General features: G+C 35.6%; 10 protein-coding genes. 9 read left to right on the plus strand and 1 reads right to left on the minus strand.

The annotated features are described in order from the left end of the window. Positions 1 to 45 precede the first annotated feature (45 nt). From ACFS25_RS01965 to ACFS25_RS01980, 4 genes are all read left to right on the plus strand, one after another. On the plus strand, positions 46 to 765 hold the full coding sequence (locus tag ACFS25_RS01965; RefSeq protein WP_381496722.1) for a glycosyltransferase family 2 protein: 720 nt from the start codon (positions 46 to 48) through the stop codon (positions 763 to 765). A gap of 92 nt (positions 766 to 857) precedes the next feature. Beyond that, entirely contained in the window at positions 858 to 1,985 is a 1,128-nt protein-coding gene (locus ACFS25_RS01970) for a glycosyltransferase family 4 protein (protein ID WP_381496723.1), read from the plus strand. A 234-nt stretch (positions 1,986 to 2,219) separates the two neighbouring features. Beyond that, the gene (locus ACFS25_RS01975; protein ID WP_381496724.1) at positions 2,220 to 2,885 is read left to right on the plus strand and encodes a class I SAM-dependent methyltransferase; all 666 of its coding nucleotides are present in this window, start codon (positions 2,220 to 2,222) and stop codon (positions 2,883 to 2,885) included. 231 nt (positions 2,886 to 3,116) lie between these two features. Next, positions 3,117 to 4,463, plus strand: coding sequence for an O-antigen polymerase (locus ACFS25_RS01980; RefSeq protein ID WP_381496725.1), 1,347 nt, complete (start codon positions 3,117 to 3,119; stop codon positions 4,461 to 4,463). Positions 4,464 to 4,509: 46 nt separating this feature from the next. Here ACFS25_RS01980 and ACFS25_RS01985 read toward each other — a convergent pair whose 3' ends face one another. Beyond that, a complete protein-coding gene (locus ACFS25_RS01985; protein ID WP_381496726.1) occupies positions 4,510 to 6,405 on the minus strand; it encodes a glycosyl hydrolase family 28-related protein in 1,896 nt (631 codons plus the stop codon). Between the two features lie 261 nt (positions 6,406 to 6,666). Between ACFS25_RS01985 and ACFS25_RS01990 the strand changes: the two genes are divergently transcribed. The 5 genes from ACFS25_RS01990 to ACFS25_RS02010 all read left to right on the plus strand — a co-directional run bounded on the left by ACFS25_RS01990 (position 6,667) and on the right by ACFS25_RS02010 (position 13,577). Then, on the plus strand, positions 6,667 to 8,622 hold the full coding sequence (locus ACFS25_RS01990; RefSeq protein WP_381496727.1) for a beta strand repeat-containing protein: 1,956 nt from the start codon (positions 6,667 to 6,669) through the stop codon (positions 8,620 to 8,622). Between the two features lies 1 nt (position 8,623). Beyond that, a complete protein-coding gene (locus ACFS25_RS01995; protein WP_381496728.1) occupies positions 8,624 to 9,157 on the plus strand; it encodes a T9SS type A sorting domain-containing protein in 534 nt (177 codons plus the stop codon). Positions 9,158 to 9,264: 107 nt separating this feature from the next. Next, positions 9,265 to 10,413, plus strand: coding sequence for a glycosyltransferase (locus tag ACFS25_RS02000; RefSeq protein WP_381496729.1), 1,149 nt, complete (start codon positions 9,265 to 9,267; stop codon positions 10,411 to 10,413). 118 nt (positions 10,414 to 10,531) lie between these two features. After that, a complete protein-coding gene (locus ACFS25_RS02005) occupies positions 10,532 to 12,013 on the plus strand; it encodes a capsule assembly Wzi family protein (protein WP_381496730.1) in 1,482 nt (493 codons plus the stop codon). Between the two features lie 184 nt (positions 12,014 to 12,197). Next, entirely contained in the window at positions 12,198 to 13,577 is a 1,380-nt protein-coding gene (locus ACFS25_RS02010; RefSeq protein WP_381496731.1) for a sugar transferase, read from the plus strand. Positions 13,578 to 13,600: the final 23 nt, after the last annotated feature.

A 13,600-nucleotide genomic window follows, 5' to 3' on the forward strand; every position in this document is an offset into this window, starting at 1 on the left:
CAGTAGAATATTTAACTATGTTATTATAATAACTCTTTTTGAATTATGAAAACTGTTACTATTATTACCGTGTGTTATAATAGCGAAAACACTATTGAACAAACGATTAAATCTGTTTTGGAACAGACATATAGTAATATAGAATATATCTTGATAGATGGAAAATCGACAGACGATACACTAAGCATTGTAAAGAAATATAGTATTATTCATCCAAATAAAGTCCGGTACCTATCTGAGCCAGATACGGGTATATATAATGCCATGAATAAAGGAATTGCTATGGCTAAAGGAGAACTGATTGGTATCATTAACAGTGATGATTGGTATGATTTAACGGCGGTGCAGATAGTAGTTGACGCCTATAATACTCACGGTCCGGCTGTTTACCACGGTATTCAGCGCACATATAAAGATACTTTACTTGTTGGCTTGCAATGTACAAACGTAAGCCAACTTGATAAAAAAATGATTGAACACCCTACTTGTTTCGTACCAAAGTTTTATTACGAAAAATATGGTCCTTTTGATGAATCGTATCAATATACAGGTGATTATGAATTTATGCTACGATTGAAAAAATTTGGAGTTAAATTTATACTAATTGAGAACGTTTTAGCTAATTTTCGTGAAGGTGGAGCTTCACACAACCCAAAGGCAGTTTGGGAGAATTACCGTTTGTGGTTAAAGTTAGGATTAATGTCTAATAACCAATATCTCTATAGATCGATAATGGATAGAGTAAGACTATTCTTATCGAGATAAAATTACTGAATGATTTAAATCAATAACCTATCTTATGAAAGAGCACAAAATGACATCCTTATTGTTATATTTGTTAATTAAATAAATAGATTATGGAAAATTTAGTTGTTGTTAATGCTCGGTTTTTAACTCAACCAATAACTGGTACACAAAGATTTGCTATTGAATTATGCAGAGAGCTTAAAAAATTGCTTCCAAATCTTGTATTGATTGCTCCTAACAATATAATTCATCCAGACATTGCAAAGGAGTTAAATGTGCAAGTTGTTGGTAAGATAAGAAAAGGAATCATTTGGGAACAAATTGAACTGCCTATAATACTACGTCGTTACGGGAATCCTTTGTTAATAAATCTTTGTAATTTAGCTCCTATATTTTATTCAAACAATTTAGTGTCAATTTTAGATTTATCTTTTCATTTACATCCTGAATGGTTTTCAACTAAATTTTCTACTTTATATAATTTTTTTATACCTAGAGCGGCTATTAGAGCAAAAAGAGTTATCACTATCAGCAATAGTTCTAAAAATGACATTGTTAAATATTTTGGTGTGCCTCAATCTGAAATAGATATTGTCTACCCTAGTGTATCAAATAATTTTCTTAATCCTCCTCCTTTATCGTCTTTAAATCCATATGGGAAATATGTTCTAGCTGTGTCATCAATTGACCCACGTAAAAACTTTATAGGGTTGATTAGAGCTTTCAAGGCCTGTAATCTAATGGATACTAAGCTCGTCATTGTTGGTTCAGAACATAAAGTATTTGCTGATAGCAATATTAAAGAAGAAGTTGGTGGTAACAAGCAAATTGTATTTACAGGTTATATACAAGATAGTGAGTTAGTGGAGTTATATCAACATGCGCTTGTCTTCGCTTACCCCTCATTCTTTGAGGGTTTCGGAATTCCACCTTTGGAAGCAATGGCTTGTGGTTGTCCAACTTTGGTTTCAAACACAACTAGTTTACCTGAAGTATGCGGAGAAGCAAGCGTTTATGTAGATCCTTATGATACAATTAGTATTCGTGATGGTCTGCTTAGCATATTAAGCAATGACCAAATGCGAACAGAACTGATTAGGAGAGGATATGAACAAATATCTAAGTTTAATTGGCACCAATCTGCTATGAAATTAGCGGATATTATAAGAAGGATTGATAGAACCGAAAGGCCTATAGAAGTTCCTTCAGTTTTCAAATCATCTGAGAGCAAATTATAAGATTTCAACTTGCTTTTAGTGTAACGTTTTATTATTTAATTAGCCATTTCGTGCAGATTATGTATTAAGCTATTGTTAGTGATAAAAACTTACTGTCATTTATTATTACAATAGTTGAATAAAAAATTTGCATAGTAGTGCTTTTTTTATTTAATATAACGTATCGAGTATTCTTATTTATACTTGATACAGCAGAACAGTTGTTTAAAATGCATTTTTTTACTACAGAAGACTATGTTAAAGAAAGAATACGATGCGAAAAATGAAAGCTATTACGCTCATGAAAGGCATGAAATGTTGAAATACATACCTCAAAATGTGAAATATATTTTAGATGTTGGTTGTAGTAGTGGCGCATTTGGAAGCTCCATTAGGGAAAAATTCAATTGTGAGGTTTGGGGAATTGAACCAGATAAAAAATCATCTGAGAAAGCGAGGTTAGTTTTGAATAAAGTTTTTAATACTTTTTTTGATGAAAATATTGATCTTCTCAATCAAAAATTTGATTGTATATTTTTCAATGATGTTTTGGAACATCTGGTAAGTCCCTTTGACGCTCTCCAGTTGTGTAAAAAGTATCTTTCACCCAATGGAATCATAATATGTTCTATACCAAATTTGAGGTACTTTGATGCAATGTATCATATTTTAATTCAGAAGGATTTTAATTATGTAGATGCAGGAATTTTTGATAAAACGCATTTGCGATTTTTTACCAAAAAAAGTAGCGAAAGAATGTTTATAGAAGCAGGCTACAAAGTAGATAAAATTGAAGGTATTAATTCTATAAAGGAAATAAATATCAAAGGTTATAAGAACTTTAATATTCTAAATTTTATTTTTTTTAAATATATATCTGATATGGAATATTTGCAATTCGCAATTGTAGCCCATCTGTAGCTAGATTATATGCTATTAGGTTCAATGGCATATAATCTAAAAATTATTAGGTTATATATCGTATATAGGGATACAATATGTTAACGCTAGTGAAAGTAAATCTTATTATATTGATTTATGAAACGTAATGACATTTATAATGAATAATACTTTTTGATATATCTATTTTACTAATGAAAAATTATATAAAAGTCATCCTAAGTACAAAAATTTTTAATTAAGTATCAAGTTATGGTAGAAGCGTTTGATGGTATAATTAAATTTAACCCTTGGCTTCTCTCCCTAGATGCTATATTGATTGTATATTTCCTTTTTAGTTGGTATAGACAATACAAAAAAACAAATGCTTATATAGACTATTGGCATTTCAATCTTTTTTTAGTGTTTTTTATACCAATATTAATAATGTATCCATTTAGCAGTTCTATATTAAACGTTTGGGCTGTATGGGGACCCAGTAACTTATATACTATAGAAAAAGCTACAAATGAAGCTTATATAGTTACAATTATAGGGTTTACTGCTGCATATTTGGGCAAGTATATATATGACAATTTCCGACCATTCACTGCTTTAGAAGGAATTATAGTCTTATTTTCTTCTACTTTAGGAAGATATTTTGTAGCTGTAACGGAAAATTCAAAAGTGTCAAGAGTTTTTACAATTAGTTATATTTTTTTATTACTAGGCTTTGTAATCTTTATATTTTTAGCCGGTTTAGTAAAAAATCCTAGAGAGTTTTTTATGTTGAATCCACAATATGGTCCAATATATACCTTTATATTATCTACTTTTGATGTCGTTTTTATTATGACTTCAACTAGAGTATTACAGTATAGAGCAAACATGGACAAATTTTTATTATCAACTCTTATTTTATTAGGGCTTTTTTTGGGTGTGCGCGCTCCTTTAATATTGGAAGGGCTAAGCTTCGGAGTATTATATGTGATATATCGAAAGAAAGGTTATGTTCCCATTGTCAAAATATTAGGCATCGTTTTCGCTACACTCATCTTAGTAATGGCATTAGCTTTTATTAGAAACAGTAGCAATGGATATGACTTAAATCTAGATACTGCTCTGCAATCTTTTTTGCCTGAGATTTTTTATGGCAATACATTTTCTGATATACGTGATTTTAGTTGGGTTCTTGGTTATTGGAATAGAGAACATTATTGGGGACTAAGTTATTTAGCTGCTTTCTTGTCTTTTATACCATCTTCTGTTTATTCTATTAGAGATACTTATGGAATTGGCAAAATTACTGTAAATACAGCAGGTTTAGATGCTACAACTCATCCGGGGTTAAGAATGGGTATGTTTGGTGAGATGTATTTGAACTTTGGAATCATAGGCGTAATAATATTTGGGTTTGCTTGGGGATATATTCAAAGACGACTTGATATTTTGACAAAAAAGTACGCAGATCAAGGTAATGTAATAAAAGCTAGCAGTGTAATAATATATTCTGCTTTCATATCCTATCTAACAGTTTCTGCTGGTTTTTGGGGTTTCTATATTACTATTTTTTTGTTGGTGTCATTATACTTAATTACCCGGCTTCGTTTAAGTAAATAAGTTTCAGTTTCAAATACTAAATATTTATTAAATATTTAGTATTTGATTACTTTAATACCTTCGGTAGAGGTAAGTTTAATGCATTAGGTTGCTTAACATGTAACCAATCAATTAGTGAACGCGTAGTTTTGTAAGTATCCATATGATAAATTTTTAAATTACTAATATCCATACTGCTTTCTTTAATATTACTATTGTTGCCAAATACAAAATCAAAGTATAGTCCAGATTTGCGAACAATAAAGGGAATACGAAGATGTGTTTTTTCTGTAAAAAAACCGTTTAAGGGATTTCCTGGTAATATGACATCATTGATGGTAAAGTCAGTTAACCGCAGGTAAAATTGCCCATCTGCATTTAAATTCTCAGGATTATTGAGCTTTATATCACACTCTATTATGTATACACCCGCATTATTACTAATAAATAGTGGTACTGGAATCCTAGCTACTTCTATTTTACCGTTTAGGACAAATCTACTTCCATTCTGAATAGGTGTTACACGACCTGAATTATTATTCCACTTGTATGGAGAAGAAAAATTTTCAATAGATGCTGTAATGTCCTCATCAGATGAAAATTTTATATGAGTGCCAATCTGAACAATACCAGAAACTTCGTTATAATCGGCTTCATCAATGAAGACTTTTGCTGTTGATTGATTAATTATTTTATACTGAAAAACATCAAATTGATCTAATCCTCTTTTTCTCGCAGTTATATTTGTTAACTTAAAAACTCCGCTAGTTGAACTTATGTTAATAACTGTTTGAGGTAGATAAGCGTTTAAATTTGTAATACTAACTTCGCCTATAATATTTGTGCCTGTTTCTATAAAACTTTTGCCAGTTTTTTTGTCCCAAATTGTTCCATTAACATTGATTAACTGAACTATATTTACTTTGTCAATTTGAATAGGAATATAACAAACATCTGCTGTAACATTACTAAACTGCCCCCAAGCAGATCCATAACCAAAATCGACAAAATTTAAGACATTTTTATGCCCATACGCAAAAATATTTGTACCTTGTAATCCGTCTACTCGCCCAATTACTACCGCCTTTCCGTTTATCTGAATGTATGATTTTGCTTTGCTCCCTTCATTGGCCCAAAAGTCCCAAAAATGAACGTTTTCAAGCCGGCTTACATCGTATAGTCTGTCTAGACGAATACCTATATTAAAAGTTTGCCCAAAGATATTTCTAACATTAAGTTGTCCACCAAAGTCTACATTTATACCATTGTAGCAATTCGTTAGCATAATATCTTCAATTTGTATATTATCTGCCCCTGATTGCTTCCCTGTTGTTGTAATAGCCCAACCATAAGGTATGGGTATTTTTGCCGTTTTCATTTGATCAGGCCAGTAAAATGAAAACCCTTTAATTCCAGCTCCCATCTCTATTACAAAGACAGATTTTTTTATATTTCCTTGCTGTGTTTTTACTGATATTAAGGCAAAGTCCATTGCAAAGTTAGCTTTGAAGGGAATTTTAGGGGCACCTTGAAGAGTAACTCCACTTCTTACAATTATTGTATTGGTTATTTTGTAATTGCCTCTTGAGACCATTACTAACTTTATACCTGAAGTGTTAGCATAGTCAATAGCTTTCTGAAAGGCTTGTGTATCATCTGTTACGCCATTACCTTTTGCTCCGTAATTACGTACATCTATGTATTGCGGATGATTAGGTATATAGTTCGAGATGCCTTCTATATGAATTCTATTTGACTTTACATTGCCGGTAGTTTCTACGCTATCTTTAGCATAGGAGAATTTCCAACTATTTTTTGGCATGATCTGCCTTTCTTGGCAAGAATTGTCGCTTAACGGGCCTTTGACGTTAATCAAATTATATGATAAGTTGGACATATTTGTGTATTCAATGACATCTTTAGCATAAGTTTGTACACTGACTTGTTCATTTATAAATGGCATATTTCAAGAAATTGCTGATATATAGGTTGTTTAATGTTGACTTTGATTATATGGAAACTTGTTATATTGAATGACTGTTTGACGATTCCTTAGTAATTGTTTGGATTTTTGACTAATCTTACGAATAAGAGTTGAATTTACAGTATGTTGGCTAATTTTAATTTATTTGCATGTTTGGTCAAATAATGTAGAAATTAATGCCAAACGGTATAATTATTGCTACTATAAGTTTGATTGTATAAACATATAATTTTGGGGATTATGAAAGGAATATTACTAACAACGGCACTATTGCTGTTATTGACAATAACAAAAGTGTATTCTCAAAGCAATTATGTGGCAACCACTCCTTCATCTGCTGCTCCTGGTTCTGACAATACGCTTGTAGGTGTTGGTGCTGGCAATCTTAATATGAGTGGAGCCAGTAACTTATTTATTGGGAGAGGGACAGGTATTGTAAATATGTCTGGTACACAGAATGCATTTTTAGGCGCTTCTGCAGGAAACCAGAATACAGGGGGCCAAAACAATGCTTTTGTTGGTTATGGTTCCGGCTATAGTAATACAACTGGTAATAACAATACTTTTATTGGCTCCGGAGCTGGATACACAAATAATATTGGGTACAACAATGTTTTCAGTGGCTATCGGTCTGGTTATTTTAATGCAACTGGAAATAATAATGCATTTTATGGATCAGGTGCTGGTTATGCCAACTTGAACGGCTCAGATAATACTTTTTTGGGGTCAGATGCTGGCGGAAGTAACTCGTCAGGTAATTTGAACGTATTTATTGGTTCTCTCAGTGGCTCCGCTAATACTTTGGGTAACGGTAATACTTTTGTTGGAGCCAAAGCAGGAATAGCGAACAAAGATGGAATAGAAAACACTTTTTTAGGAACCAATTCAGGCCAATCGAATGTCTCCGCTTCTAGTAATACATTTATTGGCTATCTTACTGGATATCAGAACAATGTCGGCTACCAAAATACTTTTATTGGGACAAGGGCAGGGTACAGCAATACCTCTGGACAGTCTAATCTTTTTATAGGTTTTATGACTGGTTCATCAAATAATGTAGGAGTAGGTAACACTTTTTTAGGAGTTGGGAGTGGCATGGCAAATGCTGATGGTAGTAATAATACCTTTATCGGTTCCAACTCTGGAGTTAAGAATATTAATGGTATGTTAAATGTATTTATTGGGACACAGGCTGGTAATCAAAATCAATCGGGTAATAATAATCTATTTTTGGGTACACAAACTGGTTATTATAATGTAACGGGTACGAATAATACATTTTTAGGTAATAGTGCTGGTTTATCCAATCAGTCAGGAAACACAAATTTATTTTTAGGGTCTCAGACTGGCTATAATAATATTGATGGTAGTAATAATGTTTTTTTAGGGCCAAGCGCTGGCCTTGAAAATCGTAGTGGCAGTTTTAATACATTTCTTGGAAATGGAGCAGGTGTGCCTACTTCCGCGTCTAGTCTTACTAATGCTGCAGCTATAGGTGCTAATGCTCAGGTAACTGCCAGCAATGTATTAATTCTTGGTAATGGTGTCAATGTAGGTATTGGTAATACCGCTCCTAATGCTAAGCTCGAAATCACAGCTTCAGCAACTGGTCAGAGCGGGCTTCGCTTCACCAAGCTTACAAATGTTAATTCTACAACTTTATTAAATCAAACAAAATTCTTGACAGTTAATGCTCAAGGAGATGTTGTATTGGGTAGTACAACGGGCAGTGGGGCGAGAGTAGCTGCTGAGGATGCAGGCTTGTGGAAGCTAGAAAGTAACAACCTACAAAATACTAATGAGGGGGGGGTCATTATTGGATCTGGTATTCAGCAAACACCCGTTGGCTATCGTTTGTACGTATCCGAAGGAATTCTGACAGAGAAGGTTAAAGTGGCCATCAAGACAACTGGCGACTGGTCCGATAAAGTATTTGGAAGTTCCTATAAATTGAGGAGTCTAAACCAGGTTGAAAAATATGTAAAGGAAAATCAACATCTGCCAGGTATTCCTTCGGCAGAGCAAGTTGTCAGAGAAGGTATGGATGTTGGCAAGATGGATGCTAAACTGCTGGAAAAAGTTGAGGAATTGACGTTATACATGATTCAGCTTAAAAAAGAAAATGAGCTCCTTCAGAAGAAGACGATGGTGATGGAGAAACAAATCAGGGTTTTACAACGTCATAACAGAAACTAATATGCGATTTCTACTACTGTTATTAGGGTGTTCTATGACGTTGCTTAGCTTAGCGCAGACTTCGCCTAAATCAATAAGAATTCAGGTAAGTTATGAGAGGAGCGGTAAATATTTGGAACAAGCTGTAGAGACTATAGAAGCTGTTAATATTGTAGGAATAGGGACTACTGTTGATTATCAAGCTGGTCGGTCAGTTTCTCTATTACCTGGTTTTGTAGCAAAGAATGGAAGTATTTTTACTGCCAATATTAAATCAGTTAGTGATAAAAACGACTTTTCTCTTCAATTGAAAGCCTACCCAAATCCTTTTGACAGATCAACTATTGTTGATTTCAATCTTCCAGAAGATGGGAAAATTAGTTTATTCGTAGTTGATGAGAAAGGACAAGTAATTGAACGCTTGCTGGAAAATAGTTTTCAAACGGCCGGTCGGCATCAGGTCGAATGGATACCGAAAACGCTTTCGTCTGGTGTTTATATACCAATTTTAAAGACTGAACGACAGCAGATTAGTAATAGAATATTAAAAAAATAGACATGAAATGCCCGCTGTTAGCGGGTATTTTTATGAACTTCCGTTTGCAAATGAGATTGCCTACTTTTGCGGTGTTTTAGGTGTAAACCAATGAGGAGTTCTTTTTTATGAAAATTGCTTTAGTACAGGATGGGTTAATGTGCAGAGCAGGGGGAGAGCAAGTGGCTTTATGCTTTCATAAGGCATTTCCAGACGCACCAATTTATACACAATGTTATCAGCCTGACCTTACATTTCCTGAGTTTAAAGATTGCGATATCCGTACATCCTGGATGCAGAAGATTGCTAAAACGGATGATAGGATGAAAAATCTATTCTTTCCTCTAGGTGTATGGGCAATGCAGTCACATGATCTAACAGATTTTGATGTGGTATTAATGTCAGGTACACATTGTGCCAAATATGTTAAGGTCAAAGAAGGAGCGTTAGTTATCAGTTACAGTTTTACGCCGTTCCGATTAGCTTGGGATCCGACCTCTTACGCTCAATATGCTGGAGCTGGTCCAGTAAAAAGAATATTCTTTGATGCAATTTTAAAATATCTGCGTAATGTTGATTTTAAGTTTGGGCAACGGCCTGACTATTACATTGCTATGACAGATGAAACCGCTAATCGATTGCAAAAAGCGTATCAGGTAAAAAATGATATTTCGATTATCAATCCTCCTGTTAACACCAAGAAATTTTATGTTTCTAAGAAACCTAAGAAATATTTCTTGGTCGTTTCACGGTTAGAATACTATAAAAAGGTTGATTTGGTAGTCAAGGCATTCAATCAATTAGGCTATCCATTAATTATTGTTGGGAAAGGTGTACAAGCTGATGAAATTAAGGCACAAGCCAATAGTAACATCACCTTCCTTAGTGGTTTGTCAGCACAGGAATTAGCTGATGTATATGCGGATTGCCGAGCCTTTATTTTTCCGCAGCATGAAGACTATGGTATTACGCCTTTAGAAGCTAATGCCGCAGGGCGACCTGTTATCGCTTATGGGGAAGGAGGAGTTCAAGCAACACAAATCCCTGTGGTAAAAGAACCCAAGTATGCAACCGCTTTATTTATTAAAAATCAAACTGTTGACGATCTGGTGGCTGCCATAAAACGGTATGAAGAGTTGGAGGATCATTTCGAGCCGAGGTTCATTCGTGAACATGCAGAATCGTTTGATGAATCAACATTCATAGATAAAATTAGAAATTTTGTTGCTGAAAAGTATATCCAGCATCGAAAGTTGGTGCCGATGGTAACAAAATGAACACGGTCGGCACTATTCTTGTGCCTATATTGATTTACAATCTAATGAATAATAATCGATGCGTGCGTTAGCAATATTATATAAATCATGTGCATTGATTATAGGAAGCACTTTTTTTTTGCCATTACCAGCTCAACCCATTCGTAAGCCTACCCAGTACTCTGCTGAAGTTGGTACTTATCTTTCTTCATCAACCGAAACGCCTTTTTGGTTAAGAGCCAATCAATATGGCATTGTCCCGAACCGATCAGCTGTGCTAACGTTTCGGGCAGGTATTCATAGTGATTATGACACTGCTCGCCCCAGCACAGGTCGATGGAAAAATTCAAAATATGATTTCGGATATGGACTTGATGTAGTTGCTAATGCAACTCGAAATCCATTACCTTATGAGCGAAATATATTGTTGCCAGAGGCCTATGTGAAAGTGCGTCGAGGGATTTTTGAAGCCTATATTGGCCGACGACGTGAAAAGTTTGGTCTGGCCGATTCAACCTTATCAACGGGCTCCTATGCTTGGTCAGGCAATGCAATGCCTGTTCCCAAAATTCAGATTTCAATTCCGGTATTCACCCCTATTGGGTTTACGAAAGGATGGGTAGCCGTTCAGGGTACATTTGCCCATGGTTATCTGGATGCGAATGGGTATATTAAAAATACGATGTTGCATCAAAAGTCCTTATATCTTCGTTTTGGGCGACCACAAGATGTCGTACGTGTATATGGAGGGCTAAACCATCAGGTTGTCTGGGGTGGCAAGATCGCTGACCCAGCGAATATTCCTCCTTCTATTCAGTCTGATGGAAAGTTGCCATCTGGCCTACTTAACTATTTTTATGTAGTATCAACTCTTAGTCCTAGAAATACGGATACTTCACAGTATAATTTCTTTGATTTAACCAACCGAATTGGTAATCACCTTGGTTCTGTTGATCTGGCTATTGAAATTGATCTGGTACGGCACACGCTCTATTTTTACCGTCAAAACATATATGAAGATGGTTCGCTATATTATTTAATTAATATTGCTGATGGTCTGAATGGTGTACGGCTCCGGCGAAATGACCCGAAAGCAATTGTTCGCGATATTTTATTTGAGTTTTTAAATACAACCAGCCAAGGCGGTCCTGAGTTTGTTATTGACGATCCGGCTCGGCGGGGTAAGGATGATTACTTTAATCACCAGCAATTCCGTGATGGCTGGGCTTACCGCCAGCATACGATTGGTACGCCTTTTATTCCACCAGCACTTGGGCCGCAGGATCAATATCCAAATGGTACATTTACAGCTAATAATCGGGTATATGTATTCCATACAGGGTTGGCGGGCAGTTTACCGGTACGCTGGCAGGCACTATCGGGTCTACCAGTCTATCAGGTAAAGCTATCGTATAGTCGAAATCTGGGTACCTATAATAATCCTTTTTCGTCTGTTCGTAATCAGTTTTCAGCGTATGCTAGTCTAGTCGCTCCTCTAGATATTTTAGGGGGTCTTCAATTCACTGCCAGTGTTGCTGCCGATGCTGGTACCTTATATCAGAATAGTGTTGGTACATACATCAGTATACGGAAGATGTGGCATGCAAACCAATCTAAGTAATTCAGCCAGTACAGGGAATTGGTATATTGGATTTTTTTAAGACAGCATTTCTACCTAATTTGCGGTCTGGCTTTTTTAACCGTAGGATAATATTCATATAGACTCGTCAGCTATAGGCTTTATTTTAGCGTATTGTAGTTTGGCAGGCTTCTTGTCAACTTGTTGATGAGTAAATTTAAGAAGTATGAGGCACCGCTATTCCATACTATTTTTTCCGCTTCATGTAATCGTTGATTTCCTGAGCTTAAACATGGCTTTTGTAGGAGCTTACGCAATTAAGTTTCACTCAATTGAAGCCGTTTCATATCCACCTTATGCGTCTCTTTTGGGGCTATTCAACTTAGTTTGGTTGCTTGAAATTCTGGTTATTAAGCCTTATATCTATCCCCGGCAATTATTTAAGGCCGACCATTTAATAAAAAAATTATTAATTCTGATGGCTATTCATATAGCTGTTATCTCTGTGTATTGGGTAGCTGTAAAAGGTTATTACTACTCACGAGAACATTTACTGATTACATACGCACTATTTACAAGTTTGGCGGTGGCCTTTCGAATTGGCAGTCTAGTTTTTCTGAGAGAATACCGGGCCCGAGGTTACAATAATAGGCGTTACGTAATTGTTGGGTATGGTAAGCTGGCTGCCTCAATCCAAAGTTTTTATGATACGCACCCTGAAATGGGATTTCATTTTTACGGTTATTTCGATCAGCCTTCCACAGAAAACCACGGAATCCTTAAAGGAAATTATGATGATCTGTCGGGATATATAGAGAAGGAGGGAATAGATTGTGTTTATTGCTGTATGCCTTATATTGATAATGGGCGTCTCAGAGTTATTGTTGAAGATGCGGAAGTAGTTGATTATCAGGTGAAACTATTAGTTGATTTTAGAGGTTTTCTGGCTCGCGGGGCGTCAGTTGAATATCATGATTTTTTGCCAGTACTGAATTTGTCATCGCAAATGCTGGCTGACTTTCAGGTTAATACCCTTAAACGCTCATTCGATTTCATATTTTCGGCAGCGGCCCTTGGGCTAGGTATGCCTTTCTTTCTCATTATAGCAGCCATAACACGAATTACTTCATCTGGTCCGATATTTTATGCACAGGAACGGATTGGGCGAGAAGGTAGACCATTTAAGATATACAAATTCCGGAGTATGTATGTAGATTCTGAAAAGTCGGGACCCGTGTTATCTGGTGGCCTGCTCGATGATCGAATTACTCCCTGGGGACGCTTTATGCGTCAAACCAGGCTCGATGAAATGCCTCAATTTTATAATGTATTGATTGGGGATATGTCCGTTGTTGGACCTCGACCAGAGCGACAGTATTTTATTGATCAAATCGTCGAAATAGCACCAGAGTACCGTTCCTTATTGAAAGTAAAGCCTGGTATTACATCCATCGGCCAGATCAAATACGGGTATGCGGCTAACATTGATGAAATGGTACAGAGGTTACGCTATGATCTGCTTTACCCCAGACGCCGGTCATTCTTATTTGATATGTGGATTATCGCCCAAACGCTTCGGGTAATGGCCCAGGGCCGTGGCAAATGAGTGCTATTGCCAGACCAACGGTA

The organism is Spirosoma flavum, from assembly GCF_042686045.1.
GTDB classification, from domain to species: Bacteria; Bacteroidota; Bacteroidia; order Cytophagales; family Spirosomataceae; genus Spirosoma; species Spirosoma flavum.

Bases quoted from the DNA above. Each gene is read 5' to 3' on its own strand.
- ACFS25_RS01965 (WP_381496722.1), top strand. From the start codon at position 46: ATGAAAACTGTTACTATTATTACCGTGTGTTATAATAGCGAAAACACT.
- ACFS25_RS01970 (WP_381496723.1), top strand. From the start codon at position 858: ATGGAAAATTTAGTTGTTGTTAATGCTCGGTTTTTAACTCAACCAATA.
- ACFS25_RS01975 (WP_381496724.1), top strand. From the start codon at position 2,220: ATGTTAAAGAAAGAATACGATGCGAAAAATGAAAGCTATTACGCTCAT.
- ACFS25_RS01980 (WP_381496725.1), top strand. From the start codon at position 3,117: ATGGTAGAAGCGTTTGATGGTATAATTAAATTTAACCCTTGGCTTCTC.
- ACFS25_RS01985 (WP_381496726.1), bottom strand. From the start codon at position 6,405: ATGCCATTTATAAATGAACAAGTCAGTGTACAAACTTATGCTAAAGAT.
- ACFS25_RS01990 (WP_381496727.1), top strand. From the start codon at position 6,667: ATGAAAGGAATATTACTAACAACGGCACTATTGCTGTTATTGACAATA.
- ACFS25_RS01995 (WP_381496728.1), top strand. From the start codon at position 8,624: ATGCGATTTCTACTACTGTTATTAGGGTGTTCTATGACGTTGCTTAGC.
- ACFS25_RS02000 (WP_381496729.1), top strand. From the start codon at position 9,265: ATGAAAATTGCTTTAGTACAGGATGGGTTAATGTGCAGAGCAGGGGGA.
- ACFS25_RS02010 (WP_381496731.1), top strand. From the start codon at position 12,198: ATGAGGCACCGCTATTCCATACTATTTTTTCCGCTTCATGTAATCGTT.